Source organism: Kribbella sandramycini (assembly GCF_013131805.1).
Lineage (GTDB): Bacteria > Actinomycetota > Actinomycetes > Propionibacteriales > Kribbellaceae > Kribbella > Kribbella sandramycini.
This window is the reverse complement of record NZ_JABJRC010000004.1, coordinates 485,960-499,921: the sequence shown is the minus strand read 5'-3', so window position 1 is coordinate 499,921 and position 13,962 is coordinate 485,960. Positions and strand designations below refer to the sequence as shown.

At 68.9% G+C, this 13,962-nt stretch carries 12 protein-coding genes; 9 read left to right on the top strand and 3 right to left on the bottom strand.

Annotated elements, in window-relative coordinates; all coding sequences use genetic code 11:
• Positions 1–30 precede the first annotated feature (30 nt).
• Positions 31–1,230 (bottom strand): NADH-quinone oxidoreductase subunit D, encoded by a 1,200-nt coding sequence (locus HPO96_RS20535; RefSeq protein ID WP_171675103.1) that lies wholly within the window; start codon positions 1,228–1,230, stop codon positions 31–33.
• A 130-nt stretch (positions 1,231–1,360) separates the two neighbouring features.
• Between HPO96_RS20535 and HPO96_RS20530 the strand changes: the two genes are divergently transcribed.
• Both HPO96_RS20530 and HPO96_RS20525 read left to right on the top strand, forming a co-directional pair.
• Positions 1,361–1,849: a PH domain-containing protein gene (locus HPO96_RS20530; protein WP_171675102.1), complete on the top strand. Its 489-nt coding sequence runs from the start codon at positions 1,361–1,363 to the stop codon at positions 1,847–1,849.
• Positions 1,846–3,153 (top strand): PH domain-containing protein, encoded by a 1,308-nt coding sequence (locus HPO96_RS20525; RefSeq protein ID WP_171675101.1) that lies wholly within the window; start codon positions 1,846–1,848, stop codon positions 3,151–3,153. Before HPO96_RS20530 ends, HPO96_RS20525 begins: the two co-directional genes overlap by 4 nt.
• Here the strand turns inward: HPO96_RS20525 and HPO96_RS20520 are convergent.
• Positions 3,150–4,046, bottom strand: coding sequence for an SAM-dependent methyltransferase (locus HPO96_RS20520; RefSeq protein WP_238355313.1), 897 nt, complete (start codon positions 4,044–4,046; stop codon positions 3,150–3,152). The genes HPO96_RS20525 and HPO96_RS20520 overlap by 4 nt on opposite strands.
• 1 nt (position 4,047) lies before the next feature.
• Here HPO96_RS20520 and HPO96_RS20515 point away from each other — a divergent pair, with 1 nt between their 5' ends.
• The 7 genes from HPO96_RS20515 (at position 4,048) to HPO96_RS20485 (ending at position 13,304) form a co-directional block, all read left to right on the top strand.
• Positions 4,048–6,840, top strand: coding sequence for an AAA family ATPase (locus HPO96_RS20515; RefSeq protein ID WP_171675100.1), 2,793 nt, complete (start codon positions 4,048–4,050; stop codon positions 6,838–6,840).
• A gap of 97 nt (positions 6,841–6,937) precedes the next feature.
• Positions 6,938–7,795, top strand: coding sequence for a Rossmann-like and DUF2520 domain-containing protein (locus HPO96_RS20510; RefSeq protein WP_171675099.1), 858 nt, complete (start codon positions 6,938–6,940; stop codon positions 7,793–7,795).
• A complete protein-coding gene (gene panC / locus HPO96_RS20505) occupies positions 7,792–8,619 on the top strand; it encodes a pantoate--beta-alanine ligase (RefSeq protein WP_171675098.1) in 828 nt (275 codons plus the stop codon). The genes HPO96_RS20510 and panC overlap by 4 nt, the downstream gene beginning before the upstream one ends.
• Positions 8,620–8,641: 22 nt before the next feature.
• Complete coding sequence (locus HPO96_RS20500) at positions 8,642–10,306, top strand: L-aspartate oxidase (RefSeq protein WP_171675097.1); 1,665 nt, start codon at positions 8,642–8,644, stop codon at positions 10,304–10,306.
• Positions 10,299–11,153: a carboxylating nicotinate-nucleotide diphosphorylase gene (gene nadC, locus HPO96_RS20495; RefSeq protein WP_171675096.1), complete on the top strand. Its 855-nt coding sequence runs from the start codon at positions 10,299–10,301 to the stop codon at positions 11,151–11,153. Before HPO96_RS20500 ends, nadC begins: the two co-directional genes overlap by 8 nt.
• Positions 11,153–11,917 carry a type III pantothenate kinase gene (locus HPO96_RS20490; RefSeq protein WP_171675095.1) on the top strand — a complete coding sequence of 255 codons (765 nt, stop codon included), beginning with the start codon at positions 11,153–11,155 and terminating at the stop codon, positions 11,915–11,917. Before nadC ends, HPO96_RS20490 begins: the two co-directional genes overlap by 1 nt.
• 166 nt (positions 11,918–12,083) lie before the next feature.
• Positions 12,084–13,304 carry a hypothetical protein gene (locus HPO96_RS20485; RefSeq protein ID WP_171675094.1) on the top strand — a complete coding sequence of 407 codons (1,221 nt, stop codon included), beginning with the start codon at positions 12,084–12,086 and terminating at the stop codon, positions 13,302–13,304.
• Here the strand turns inward: HPO96_RS20485 and HPO96_RS20480 are convergent.
• Positions 13,301–13,933: a DedA family protein gene (locus tag HPO96_RS20480; protein ID WP_171675093.1), complete on the bottom strand. Its 633-nt coding sequence runs from the start codon at positions 13,931–13,933 to the stop codon at positions 13,301–13,303. The genes HPO96_RS20485 and HPO96_RS20480 overlap by 4 nt on opposite strands.
• Positions 13,934–13,962: the final 29 nt, after the last annotated feature.

Sequence of the window (13,962 nt, the reverse complement as noted above, 5' to 3'; positions counted from 1 at the left end):
GGGTGGGGGTTGGGTGGGGGTGGGGTGGGGTTACTTGTCGATGTCTCCGACGACGAAGAACATGCTGCCGAGGATGGCGATCATGTCCGGGATCATGGTGCCGGGGAGCAGCGCAGGTAGGGCAGAGATGTTGTTGAAGCTCGCCGAGCGCAGCTTCAGCCGCCACGGGGTCTTGTCGCCACGTGAGACCAGGTAGTAGCCGTTGAGGCCGAGGGGGCTCTCGGTCCAGGCGTAGGTCTGGCCTTCGGGGACCTTGAGGATCTTCGGCAGCCGGGTGCTCACCGGGCCGGCCGGCATTGCGGCCAGCTTGTCCAGACACGCGTCGACCAGGTCGAGGGAGACCTTGACCTGGTCGAGCAGGACGGCGAACCGGGCGTAGCAGTCGCCGTCCGGCCGGGTGACGACGCGCAGTACGTCCTGGAGCTCGCCGTACGCCAGGTAGGGCTCGTCGCGGCGCAGATCGGCGTCCACACCCGAGGCGCGGGCGATCGGGCCGGAGACGCCGTACTGGGCGACCAGCTCGGGGGAGAGCTTGCCGACGCCGACCGTGCGGGCGCGGAAGATCTCGTTGCCGAGGACGAGCTCCTCGATATCGGGCAGCCGCTTGCGGACCGCGGCGGAGGCCTGCGCGGTGCGGCCCAGCCAGCCGGTGGGCAGGTCCTCCTTCAGCCCGCCGACGCGGTTGAACATGTAGTGCATCCGGCCGCCGGACAGCTCCTCCAGCACGGCCTGCACGGTCTCGCGCTCGCGGAACGCATAGAACACCGGTGTGATCGCACCCAGCTCCAGGGGGTAGGAGCCGAGGAACATCAGGTGGTTGAGAATCCGGTTCAGCTCGGCCAGGAGCGTCCGCAGCCAGACCGCGCGGACCGGTACCTCGAGCCCCATCATCCGCTCGACGGCCAGCACCACGCCGAGCTCGTTCGCGAACGCCGACAACCAGTCGTGCCGGTTCGCCAGCACGATGATCTGCCGGTAGTCGCGGACCTCGAACAGCTTCTCCGCGCCCCGGTGCATGTAGCCGACGATCGGCTCGCACCCCGCGATCCGCTCGCCGTCCAGCGTCAGCCGCAACCGCAGTACGCCATGCGTCGCCGGGTGCTGCGGACCGATGTTGAGCACCATGTCCGTGGTCGCCAGTTCCGAGCCGCTCCCGGTCCCACCCCGCTCGTACGCCGGGTCGAACCCCGCCGCCCCCGCGCCGACTCCCACCACTCGTTCAACGCTCATGACCACTAGTGTGCCGTGAGCGCTACAGCTTGGCGCTGCCGACGCCCAGGCAAGCACCGCGATGCACGCACCTGGACGCCACCAGCGCTCAACCTGCAGCACACACGGCACACTGTGACAGGCTGGGGGCGTGGACAACCTCTTCGCACCCTCGGATGTCAGCTGGACGCCGGTCTCGCCGCAGTTGGCGAGTGTCCGCCGCGTGAGTTCTGCGATCACGTACGGCGTTGTCGCGGTTGCGTTGCTGCTGGGGCTCGGGCTGACCGTGGGGTGGGTTTGGGGCGTGCTGGCGCTGGTGGTGGTCGCGGCGGCGTTCGTGTGGTCGTGGGTGCTGATCGGGCGCAACCAGCGTTCCTGGAAGTACGCCGAGCGGGACGACGAGCTGATGGTCAGCCATGGGGTCCTGTTCCGGGAGCTGATCGTGGTGCCGTACGGGCGGATGCAGTTCGTCGACGTCACGGCTGGGCCGCTGGAGCGCGCGTACGGGATCGCCACCGTCGAGTTGCACACTGCGACGCCGGCTACCGACGCGAAGATCCCTGGTCTGCACCCGGACGAGGCGAGTCGCCTGCGTGACCGGTTGTCCGCCCTCGGCCAGGCGCAGGCGTGGGGCCTGTGACCGAGCCGGTCGGTGCGCGGCTGCATCCGCTGACCCCGTTCGTGAAGGGCTGGGGGTACTTCGTCGGCGGCGGCCTCATCCTGGTGAACAACGAGAGCCTGCGCAGCAATCTGGAGATCGCGGGGATCGGTCTGCTCGGCGTGCTGATCGGCGGCATCCTGCTCGGCGCGCTGTCCTGGTGGTTCACCAAGTGGCAGCTGACCGACGACGCGATCCGGGTCGACAGCGGCTTCCTGTTCCGCCGGACGCGGATCATCCGCTTCGACCGGATCCAGGCGATCGACGTCGCACAACCCTTCGTGGCCCGCATCTTCGGCATGGCCGAGCTGCGGATGGACGTCGCCGGTGGCGGCAAGAGCGACGGCAAGCTGAGCTACTTCCGGTATGCCGAAGCAGGTGAGCTCCGCACGCTGCTGCTCGTCCGGGCCAAGGGTGAGCAGGTCGCTGAGCAACAGCTCGCGCAGCCGGAGCCTGAGGCGCTTCTGGTCGTGCCGACCAGTCGTCTGCTCGGTGCGACCCTGCTGTCCTCCACCGTCATCGGTAGCGCGGGCGCTCTGATCTGGCTGATCGTCGCAACGATGGTGCTCGACTTCCATATCGGTCTGTTCGCCGGTCTGCCGCTGCTGCTCGGTGTCGTGCAGCCGATCTGGAAGCAGGTCGTCGGCAACCACGGCTTCACGCTCTCCCAGACGGACCACGGGCTGCGCACCAAGCGCGGTCTGATCGACGTCCAGCGGCAGACCATCCCGCCGGGCCGGGTTCAAGGCCTGCTGATCACCGAGCCGCTCATCTGGCGGCTGCTGGGCTGGTCTCGCGTTGAACTCGATATTGCCGGCGTTGCGGGTAAGGACGAAGGCGACGACGAGCTCCAGGGCGCACAGCTGCTTCCGGTCGGCGAACGCGCCGAGGTGGCCGGAGTCCTCGCCCGGGTCCTCCCCGGGTTCAATCTGGACGCCATCCAGCTGCAGCGCGCTCCTGAGCGGGCCAAATGGCTGCGTCCGATCGGCTGGCGCTACCTGAGCTACGGCGCCGACGACCAGGTCTTCGTCACCACCTCAGGTTGGGTGAGCCGCCGTACGTCGATCGTCCTGCACCACAAGACGCAGTCCGTCCGCCTCGCCCAAGGGCCCTTGCAGCGCAAGCTCAACCTGGCTGACGTGCACATCGACACTCCGCTGGGCCCGACGAATGCGGTCGCGCTGCACCGCGATGCGAACGAGGCGGCGTGGCTCACCGGCGCCCAGGCGAACCAAGCACGCGTGGCTCGGCAAGCGATCGAGACCACGCGCCCGCACGAGTCCTAGTAGCCCGTCACTACCCAGCCGAAGCTGCCGAGGCCGGCCCGGTCGAGCAGCTCGGCCGCTTCGCCAGCGGTGGACAAGGCCCTCAGATAGCCGTGCGGGTCGGTGGTGGCCTGGTCCAGCGGCGGTCGGCGGGCGGAGACCCCGAGCTGAGTCAGCGCGTCGTGCTGGGTGAGCAGTCGACCGTTGACGGCCTCGGTCAGCGAATCGAGCGCCACGTGGGCCGTGAGGTCGCAGGAGCCATCAGGAGTGGGCGGACACTCGCGCCCGGCCCGGAAGCTGGTCAGAGTGCCGTACGGCGGCCGGTCGGCGGCTGTGTGTCCGTAGTCGATGGCTACAGCGACGCCGTCGAGCCTCGCGACCACCTCTGCCCAGGCCTGGTCGCGGGTCCGGCCGATCTCGGCGCGGTCGCCCGGCTCACCAGGCCACCACTTGCGCAACCACTCCAGATCGTTGCCTTCGACAACCTCGCCGAGAGTGAGATCCGCGCTGAGGTAGCGCGGTACGCCGTCCTCGTCCCACTCGGCCAGTTCACACGGGACGTTGTCGAGCCATTCGTTGGCGATCACCAGACCGGTGAGCTGGTCGGGCAGCTCGTCGTCCAGCTCGATCTCGCGTACCTGCAGGCCTTCGGCGCGCAATACGGCGGCCAGCTCGCCGGAGCCGGAGGCGATATCGGTGACCTGATCGGCGCCTACCTGGCGGGCCAGCCGCGCGATGGCTTGCCCGAACAGCGGAGAAGCGTGCACCGACGTACGGAAATGGCCTGCGGGGCGTTCGCGCCGGTAGAAGCCGTCCGGACCGTAGAGGGCGTGCTGCCACGCGGTACGAAAGGTGTTGGTCATCGGCTGCCGTTCGACGAGGTTTTGGACCAGGTCGATCCTAGGATCGACCATTATGTCGCCACTGCCTGCCGAGCTGAACGTTCTTTTCACCGGTGCGCCGGTGTTGCACATCTTCGGTGTCGGCGATCCGTGGCAGTACCCGGAGGGCTGGCTGGAGGAGACGCAGGCCAAGGCGCACGAGCTGATCCGGACGCCGGCTTTCGCCGAGATGGTGACCACCCGCAAGGGGTCGTTCGTCACTCCGCTGCCGATGCTCGCGAGCGCTTTCTACGACCTGATCTGGACGCTGTACCCACCGATGGCCCTGATGGTCGGGCCGGGCCGCGATCTGTTCAGCCACTGCACCAGCCCGTATCTGACGAAGCAGCCGACGCTGGTCAAGCCGTACCGCAGCTGGGGCAGCAACAGCGTCGGCACGTCGATTCCGTCGAAAGAGTTCAGCACTGTCGAAGGCAACGCGCTGCAGCGTGAGCGGCTGGTCGAGTTCTACGTAGCGGCTCTGAAGCTCTTCGAGGGCGTCGCGCCGCTGGAGCCGCGGCGGAAGGTGCTGAGTGACCTGTGGGGTCGCGTCCAGCAGGACGAGCGGCTGTGGCAAGCGCATCGGATGGCCACCCGCGATGACCTGCTCACGCTCTGGAAGTCCGAGCTGTTCGCGGACGACGCGGCGTTCGCGGTGTTCCCCGAGCAGACGACCAGCCCGCTGAACCTGCTGCGGGTCGCGGTTGCACGCCTCGAAGCGGCACACACTGCGATCGCCGGCGTGACGCCGGAGAACGACCGTAGCTTTGCCGAGACGCTGGCTTCGCTGGTCCATCAGGTCAAGCTGACCGAGGTTCCGGCCGGGCTGTCGTACACCGTGCTCGGAAGCGAGGGCGCTGCGGAAGTGCAGCGGCTGTTCGAGCAGCAGGCCGCTGCTGTTGATCGGAACGCGTGGCGCAAACGCCACCAGGGCTGGTTGGCGCGTGCTGTCGAGTCAGGCGCCGCTCGGCTGGGGGAGGAGTGGCTGGCCGCGGTCTACCTGCTCGGTGGCGTGCTGGAAGGCCTGCCGGACCGAGCGGTCGAGCCGACCGAGCTGAACATGGTCTCCGGCTTCATGGACTCCCTGCGTGCCGTGCACGACCTGCGGCCACACGTCAGCACACCCCGCCCGATCCCCACGACCCCAGCCGTCGAGGTACTGGAGCCGGAGGCCGATCCGGAGCACGAGCTGGCCCAGCTCATCGGTCTGGAGGCGGTCAAGGCGCAGGTCGCGGAGTTGGTGGCCGAGGCCAAGGTCGCCGGACTTCGCTCAGCGGCCGGAGTGCGCCCACCGGCGCCCAGTCGGCACCTCGTCTTCACCGGCAACCCGGGGACGGGTAAGACGACCGTCGCGCGGCTGCTCGGCGACATCTACCGCAAGTACGGCGCGCTGACCTCGGGACACGTGGTCGAGGTCGGCCGGGCGGACCTCGTCGGTGAGTACATCGGAAAGACGGCTCCCCTAGTGGAGGCGGCCGTGGAGCGCGCGCTCGGCGGCGTGCTCTTCATCGACGAGGCCTACTCGCTCGGGTCGGCCAGCGGCCGCGACTACGGTCACGAGGCCCTGGCCGCACTGGTCAAGGCGATGGAGGACCACCGGGAGAACCTGGTCGTGCTGATGGCCGGGTACCCCGGCGAGATGGCGACGATGATCGAGCAGAATCCCGGACTGCGCTCCCGGATCGGCCGAACGCTGCATTTCGCGGACTACTCCGATGGCGAGCTGATCGAGATCTTCCGGCTGCTGGCGAGTCGCACCGGCTTCGACGTACCGGCAGAGACGGCTGAGCAGGTCACGTCGACGCTGCGGCGGTTGCCGCGCGCACCTGGGTTCGGAAACGGGCGTGCGGTGCGGTCACTGCTGGAGCAGATGTCAGCGCGCCAGGCGGTCCGTATCGCCGGTCTGACCGACCCGGAGCCCGAGGTGGTCAGAGCGTTGCTGACCGCCGACCTGCCACCGCTGTCCGGTTCTGAGCTGGCGAGTGGCGGCGCCGTCCATGGAGTGGCACCCGAAGCGCAGCTGGAGCGGCTGGTCGGCCTGGCCGAGGTGAAGAAGGTCGCCCGTGAGTTGGCGGCGGAGGCGAAAGCCGAAGTACTCCGAATGCGCGCAGGTATGCCGCCGACCGACCGCACCCGGCATCTGGTCTTTCTGGGCAACCCGGGGACCGGCAAGACCACAGTCGCCCGCATCCTGGCCGGCATCTACCGTGACCTCGGTCTGCTCGGCGCCGGGCAGCTGATCGAGGTCAGCCGGACCGACCTGGTCGCGCAGTACCTCGGTCAGACGGCGCCCCGGGTCCGCAAGGTGGTGCAGCGAGCGCTCGGCGGCGTCCTGTTCATCGACGAGGCCTACACGCTGAACGACCGCCAGGGGTACGGCGCCGAGGCGATCTCGACCCTGGTCCAGGAGATCGAGGAGCATCGTGACGAGCTGGTCGTGGTGATGGCCGGCTACGAGCTCGAGATGCAGGGCCTGCTCGACGCCAACAGCGGACTCCGCTCCCGCTTCCCCATCACGATCACCTTCCCCGACTACAGCCGCGGCGAGCTCGAGACCATCTACAGCGGCCTCGCCGGCACCTCCGGGTACACGCTGGAGCCCGGCATGCTCTCCGCGGTCAGCAGCCTCATCGAGCCCTTCCGGGGCACCCGCGGCTTCGGCAACGGCCGGCTGGCCCGCACCGCCTTCGAGAAGACCATCCTTCGCCAGGCCACGCGCATCACCGCCATTCCCAACCCCACTCCCGACCAGATCCGCGCTCTCACCCGGGCCGACCTGCCCAGAAACCTGCCCGGCCAGACCGACGACGCCTCGCCCTACCTGTGACTGTGAGCAGGATCGCCACCATGGGGTGAGTTCATCGCCTAGGCTGGCCGGGAGATCGTCTGGTACCCCGTGCGGGACTGGAACGAAGAGAGTGGGTATGGAACGGATCGGCGTGGTTGGAGCCGGCCGGGCCGGGACCGCCTTGGGAGCAGCCTTGGCGGGTGTCGGGTATTCCCTGGTCGGGGTGTCGGCACGGTCGAGTGCGTCGAAGGAGCGCGCCGGTCGGTGGTTGCCGCATGTGCCGGTGTTGTCGCCGTCGGAGGTGGCTGCGCGGGCTGAGGTGGTTGTGGTCGCCGTACCGGATGACGTGATCGCGTCCGTCGTCCAGGAGCTGCCGCTGACCGAGGCGCAGTACGTCGTGCATCTGTCGGGTGCGCACGGGCTGGCGCCGTTGCGGGGTGTGCCGGCTGTTCCGGTGGCGCTGCATCCGCCGATGACGTTCACCGGCGACATGCCGGAGCTGCGCGGGCTGGTGTTCACAGCGACCGCTCCGGAGTCCGCCAGGGCTTTGGTCGAGCGGCTGGTGAAGGCGCTTGGCGCAGAGGTGCAGTGGGTGGCTGACGAGGAGCGGGCGCGCTATCACGCGGGTGTTGTGCACGCCGCGAACCACCTGACCACACTGCTCGCGCAGGCGTTCGCAGTACTGCGGGAGGCCGGGGTTGCGAACCCTTCGGCAACACTCCGGCCACTCCTGACGGCAACCCTCGACAACACGCTGCGATCCGGTCATCATGCGCTGACCGGGCCCATCGCCCGGGGCGATGTCGACACGGTGGCAGCACATCTCTCGGTACTGCGTGACCGCACCGCGAGCACGTACGCCGAGCTGGCGCACGCGACCGTGGAGTTGGCGGCGGCGGACGGACGGCTTGATCCGGACACGGCGGCCCGCTTCGGCGGCCTGCTGGACGGGCACCTGGTGGAGCGGTATCGGACAGGGGAGGCACCGCGATGAGACTCACGCAGACGAAGGCCGAGCTGCGAGCGGCCACGGCGGTGCGACCCAGAGCGGTCGTGATGACCATGGGCGCGCTGCACGAGGGCCATGCGGCCCTGCTGGCCGAGGCGCGCGAGCGGGTCGGTCCGGAGGGCAGCGTCGTGCTGACCATCTTCGTGAACCCGCTGCAGTTCGGCCCCACCGAGGACTTCGACCGCTACCCGCGCACGCTGGCCAGCGACCTCGCCATCGCCAAGAACGAGGGGGTCGACCTGGTCTTCAACCCCTCCCGCGACGAGCTCTACCCGAACGAGCCGTCCATCACAGTGCACCCCGGGCCACTGGCCGATGAGCTGGAGGGGATGGTCCGGCCCGGACACTTCACCGGCGTGCTGACCGTGGTGTCGAAGATGCTGCACCTCACGGCGCCCGATCTGGCGTTGTTCGGCGAGAAGGACTACCAGCAGCTGACGCTGATCCGGGAGATGGTCTGCGACCTGGACTGGAACGTCGACATCGTTCCGGTGCCCACAGTGCGTGAGGCCGACGGCCTGGCGCTGTCATCACGTAACCGGTACCTGGACGAGACCGAGCGTGACGAGGCCCTGGTCCTGTACCGGGCGCTGACCGCCGGCGCCAAGGCCGGGATGAACGGCCCGGACGCCGTGATGGCCGCGGCCCAGGCCGAGCTGGAGGCCGTGCCGTCGGTCAAACTCGACTACCTCGCGCTGCGCGCCCCCGACCTCGGCCCGGTCATCGGCCCCGGCGAGGCTCGGATGCTGATCGCCGCCCGCGTCGGCCAGACCCGTCTCATCGACAACATTTCCATCACCTTGCGATGAACCTGGTTGATACGGTCAACAAATGACCGCACCTGCAGTCCCACAACGGTTGTCCGCGCCTGAGCCGGGCTGGACCGACACTGTCGACGTAGTGGTGATCGGCTCCGGTATTGCCGGGCTGACTGCTGCTCTGAAAGCGCGTGAGCTCGGCACTGTGCTGGTGGTGACGAAAGACGTCGTCGCGTCCGGATCGACCCAATGGGCCCAGGGTGGCATCGCCGCGGCCCTCAGCCCGGAGGACTCGCCGGAGGACCATCTGCACGACACTTTGGTCGCCGGGGCCGGGCTTTGTGACCCGGACGCCGTCCGGGCGCTGGTGACCGAGGGGCCGGACGCCGTCCGCGATCTGATCGAGCTGGGTGCGCGGTTCGACACTCTGGCCGACGGAGAGATCTCACTGACCCGTGAGGGCGGCCACCACCGCAACCGGATCGCTCACGCCGGTGGTGACGCGACTGGCGCCGAGATCGAGCGCGCGCTGGTCGCCGCGGTGAAGCGGGCGCCGGACATCCGGTTGATCGAGCATGCGCTGGTCATCGACCTGCTGACCGCAGCTGACGGTGCGATCGCCGGCGTCACGCTGCACGTCATGGGTGAGGGCCAGCTGGACGGTATCGGCGCGATCCGCAGCCGGGTCGTCATCCTCGCCTCCGGCGGGCTCGGTCAGCTGTACGCCGCGACCACCAACCCGAGTGTCTCCACCGGCGACGGGATGGCGCTGGCGTTGCGAGCCGGCGCGAAGGTGCGCGACCTGGAGTTCGTGCAGTTCCACCCGACCGTGTTGTGGCTGGGCAAGAGCGCGAAAGGCCAGCAGCCGTTGGTCTCCGAGGCCGTCCGCGGCGAGGGCGCGTTCCTGGTCGACCACGAGGGCAACCGGTTCATGCAGGGCCAGCACGAGCTGGCCGACCTGGCGCCGCGCGACATCGTGGCCAAGGCGATCATGCGCCAGATGCTTGCCTCTGGCAAGGATCACGTCTACCTGGACGCGCGGCATTTCGGTGACGAGAAATGGCGGGTGCGGTTCCCGACCATTCTGGCGTCCTGCCGGTCGCACGGTATCGATCCGGTCCGGGAGCTGATTCCAGTCGCACCGGCTTGTCACTACTCCTCCGGCGGGGTCTGGACCGACCTGAACGGGCAGACGTCGGTGCCCGGTCTGTACGCCTGTGGCGAGGTCGCCTGCACCGGCGTGCACGGTGCGAACCGCCTCGCGTCGAACTCGCTGCTCGAAGGGCTGGTCTTCGCCCGCCGGATCGCCGCCCAGCTGGCCGAAGGACTGCCGGAGTGGCGGGAGCCGGTTGCCGACACCCGTGTACCCGGCCTGGTCGACCCGGATGTCGTGCCGGAGCTGCAGCGGATCATGACAGTCGGCGCCGGGGTCATTCGTAGTGCCAGCGGGCTCGACGAGGCAGGCGCCGCGCTGGACAAGCTGATCGAGCTTCCGGCCGGCGAGCCGGGGACTCCGGGCTGGGAGGCGACCAACCTGGTGACAGTCGCCTCCGCACTCATTGCTGCCGCTACAGTCCGTCAAGAGAGCCGCGGCTCGCACTGGCGAGAGGACTACCCCGATCGCGACGACGAGCAGTGGTCGGGCAATCTGGACCTGACACTGCCCGCAGACAGCGACCGCGCCCGCCCGGGGACGACGTTCGTACCGCAAGCCGAGGAGAGCCACCGGAATGGATGACACCGTCGACCGCAAACAGGTCGAGGAGCTCGTGCGGGCAACCATCGCGGAGGATCTGGCCGGTGGGGTCGATGTGACCACCACTGCGACCATCCGCGCCGATCAGGTGTCGGTGGCCGAGCTGGTCGCCCGAGCTGACGGAGTGGTCGCCGGGCTCGAGATTGCCGAGCTGGTGGCCCGGCAGGTCGCAGAGCCGGATTCGGTCGACATCGAGCATTTGGTCCGCGACGGCGCCGCCGTACGGCGTGGTGACGTACTGATGACCGTGCGGGGTAAGACGCGGCAGTTGCTGACCGCGGAGCGGACCATGCTGAACCTGCTCTGTCATCTGTCCGGTGTGGCCACGCTGACCCGGCGCTGGGTGGATGCGGTCGACGGCACCGGCGCTGTCATCCGGGATACCCGCAAGACGATGCCGTTGCTGCGCTCGCTGGAGAAGTACGCCGTCCGCGCCGGTGGCGGCCGCAATCACCGCATGGGTCTGTCGGATGCCGCGCTGATCAAGGACAACCATGTGCTGGCGGCCGGCGGCGTCGCACCGGCGTTCCGGCTGGTCCGGGAGGCTTTCCCGAACATCGGGGTCGAAGTCGAGGTGGACTCGGTCGAGGATGCGCTGATCGCGGTCGAGGTCGGCGCCGAGCTGATCCTGCTCGACAACATGGATGTGCCGCTGCTGCGAGAGGCGGTCGCCAAGGTGGCCGGCCGGGCCAAGCTGGAGGCCTCGGGCGGTCTGACGCTGGAGCGGGCTCGTGAGGTCGCCGAGACCGGCGTGGACTATCTGGCGGTCGGTGCGCTCACGCACTCCGCTCCGGTGCTCGACATCGCCCTGGACCTGCGGGACGCCTGATGCTGCTAGCCGTCGCCGTCGAGAACACCAGGACCCTTGCGGGCCTGGTGTTCGAGGGCGCGGTCAAACGGCACTGGTGGGTCAGCACCGACTCCCGCCGGACGGCGGACGAGTGGGCGGTGCTGCTGCAGGGCCTGTTGGCCGGTGAGACCCCGGTGTCCGGCATCGCGGTCTGCTCCGCCGTCCCGCAGGTGCTGCACGAGCTGCGGGACGTCGTCGCCCGGTACTACGGCGACGTGCCCAGCGTGGTCGTCGAACCCGGTGTGAAGACCGGTCTGCCCGTTCTGGTCGACAACCCGCGTGAGGTCGGCACGGACCGGATCGCCAACGCACTGGCCGCCGTCCACCTGCACGGCGCCCCCTGCCTCGTCGTCGACGTCGGGACGGCGATCACGATCGACGTGGTGAACGCGGCCGGCGCCTTCGCCGGGGGAGTCATTGCCCCCGGCATCGAGACCTCCACCGACGCCCTCGGCGACGCCGCCGCCCAGCTCCGCCGCTTCGAGCTGGTCCGCCCACGCGCCGTCGTCGCGAAGAACACCGTCGAAGCCCTTCAGTCCGGCGCAGTCCACGGCTTCGCCGCCATGGTCGACGGCCTGGTCACCCGAATCCTCGCCGACCAGTCCTTCCCCCCGAACACCCCAGTCGTCCTGACCGGTGCTCTCGCCCCCCTACTCCAGCGCGACCTCACGACATCGGTCCAGCACGAGCCCTTACTACCCCTCCGCGGCCTGCACCAGGCCTTCGCCCGCAACCACCCCTAGCCCCCGATCGGCCGTGCCACCTGGCCGGGCGACCCTGACGGTATAGGGTTTTCGGCGTCGGTTGTGAGGCAGCTGAGACGAGGTGGTCCGAGTGCGGCGGATGGTCGCCGTGGCGCTGGCTTTGGTGGGCTGTGCGTCTTTGTTGACTGCTTGTTCCAGTGAGCCGGTGCCGAAGGATGTAGGGGTCGCGTGGGCGCCTGGGCGGACGGCTGTTCGGGTGACTTGGCAGGACGACAACGCGCCTAACCGGCTCACGATCGAGGGTGTGCTGAGCGAAGGTCCGTCGTACGTGCACTATCTGCCGGCCGCGCAGGGGAACAGTTGGGACATTCCGACGTCGGCTTTTCCGCCGGACGGCAATTACCGGGTCGCGGTCGGAATCGGGACGACGGAAACCGGTGTGACCAGCAAACTGGCGCGGTCGCCGGTTTTCGACACCGACGGTCCGGTACGGCCGAGTTCGGCCAATGTGGCCGCGCAGGGGCGCGGGGTGCTGATCCGCTGGGCAGTTCCGCCCGCACCGCAGGACTTCACTCCCAACGACCCGCTGGACCTGGATGGGCCGAAGTCGCAGAAATACGTCCCGATGGTCGGTCGGCCGGGTGAGCTGCTGCAGCAGATCGCTCCGGCGACCACCTCTACCCGGCACGTGATCAACAGCATCAAACCGCCGTTCCTGTTCCAGCTCCGGACGGAGAACGAGTGGGGCAGCAACCTCGGCGGTCAGGTCAGCGGGCTGACCAGCGCGGTGACGGCGTTCGCACCGCCGAACGGGCAGTTCAGCCTGGCCATGCGGTTGCGCGGCCGGGTGATTCAGGAGGAGACGCACTGCGCGGCGGAGGCGGTGTGCGAGCAGCGGCGGCTCACGTCCGCCGGCGTACCGCTGACAGTGCTCACTCAGGTCACACCAAAGGCGCGCTGGACGCCGCTGGCCCGCGGGAAGACCACTGCGGGTGGGCACTACGACATTCCGGTCATTGTTGGTGGCAGCCGCCCGTACAAGGTCGTTGTCGAGCAGTACGCCCGGCCGGGGCTGCTGACCGGTACGTCGGTCAGTCAGCCGGTCTTCACCCGTGGCGTGGTGCGAGTGCTGGCCGCCGGCTACCTCGGCGGGAACAGCAAGAAGAGCGGTGAGACGGTGACTGCGTTCGCGCGCGTCGCACCGGCGTACACCTCGGTCGCGCGGCTACAGATGTGGAACCGGCAGACCCGGCAGTGGGCGCTGGTGAAGTTCGTCGCGCTGAACCGCGGGCAGGCCGTGTTCGCCTTCAAGGCCGGTGCGGTCGGCACCTACCAGTACCGATGGGTCTTCCCGCCGGCCGCGCAGGGCGGCCGGAACATGAGCGGTCTGACGACGCCGGCGATCAACCTGCGCGTGCGCCCCTAGGCCTCCGCCGACTCCAGCTCGCCGGGGCGGTGCCGGCGGCGGATCCGGAAGTAGGCGTACGCCGCAATCGCGCCGAGCGCGACGACGACCAGCGCCCAGATCGACAGCTGGCCGAAGATCTTGTCCGCGTTGTCGCCGATGTGGAAGGCGACGATGCCGATCGTGGTCGACCAGGCGATGCCGCCGGTCGCGTTGGCGATCAGGAACTTCGGGTACGGCATCCGCAGCGTGCCGGCCATCGGGCCCGCGAAGATCCGCAGCAGCGCGACGAAGCGGCCGAAGAACACCGTCCAGACGCCGTACCGGTGGAAGTACTTCTCGGCCCGCTCGATCCGGTCGGCGGAGAAGTGCTTGAAGCGGCGGCCGAGCCGGTCGAACAGACTGCGGCCGGCGCGGCGGCCGATGTAGTAGCCGACCGAGTCGCCGATGATGGCGCCGGCCGCGGCGGCCCCGATCACGAACTCCAGCCGCAGGTCGCCCTGGGACGCCAGCAAGGCGGCTGCGATCAGCGTGGTCTCACCCGGCAGCGGTACGCCCATACTCTCGACGCCGATGACGAGCCCCACCACCAGGTACGCCAGAACTGCCAGACCGCCGGTCGGAATCCCAATCGCGAGCACTTCCCCCATGTACCCATAGTTACATTGCCCGGCAACTG

Bases quoted from the DNA above. Each gene is read 5' to 3' on its own strand.
- panC (WP_171675098.1), top strand. From the start codon at position 7,792: ATGAGACTCACGCAGACGAAGGCCGAGCTGCGAGCGGCCACGGCGGTG.
- HPO96_RS20510 (WP_171675099.1), top strand. From the start codon at position 6,938: ATGGAACGGATCGGCGTGGTTGGAGCCGGCCGGGCCGGGACCGCCTTG.
- HPO96_RS20480 (WP_171675093.1), bottom strand. From the start codon at position 13,933: ATGGGGGAAGTGCTCGCGATTGGGATTCCGACCGGCGGTCTGGCAGTT.
- nadC (WP_171675096.1), top strand. From the start codon at position 10,299: ATGGATGACACCGTCGACCGCAAACAGGTCGAGGAGCTCGTGCGGGCA.
- HPO96_RS20490 (WP_171675095.1), top strand. From the start codon at position 11,153: ATGCTGCTAGCCGTCGCCGTCGAGAACACCAGGACCCTTGCGGGCCTG.
- HPO96_RS20515 (WP_171675100.1), top strand. From the start codon at position 4,048: ATGTCGCCACTGCCTGCCGAGCTGAACGTTCTTTTCACCGGTGCGCCG.
- HPO96_RS20535 (WP_171675103.1), bottom strand. From the start codon at position 1,230: ATGAGCGTTGAACGAGTGGTGGGAGTCGGCGCGGGGGCGGCGGGGTTC.
- HPO96_RS20500 (WP_171675097.1), top strand. From the start codon at position 8,642: ATGACCGCACCTGCAGTCCCACAACGGTTGTCCGCGCCTGAGCCGGGC.
- HPO96_RS20520 (WP_238355313.1), bottom strand. From the start codon at position 4,046: ATGGTCGATCCTAGGATCGACCTGGTCCAAAACCTCGTCGAACGGCAG.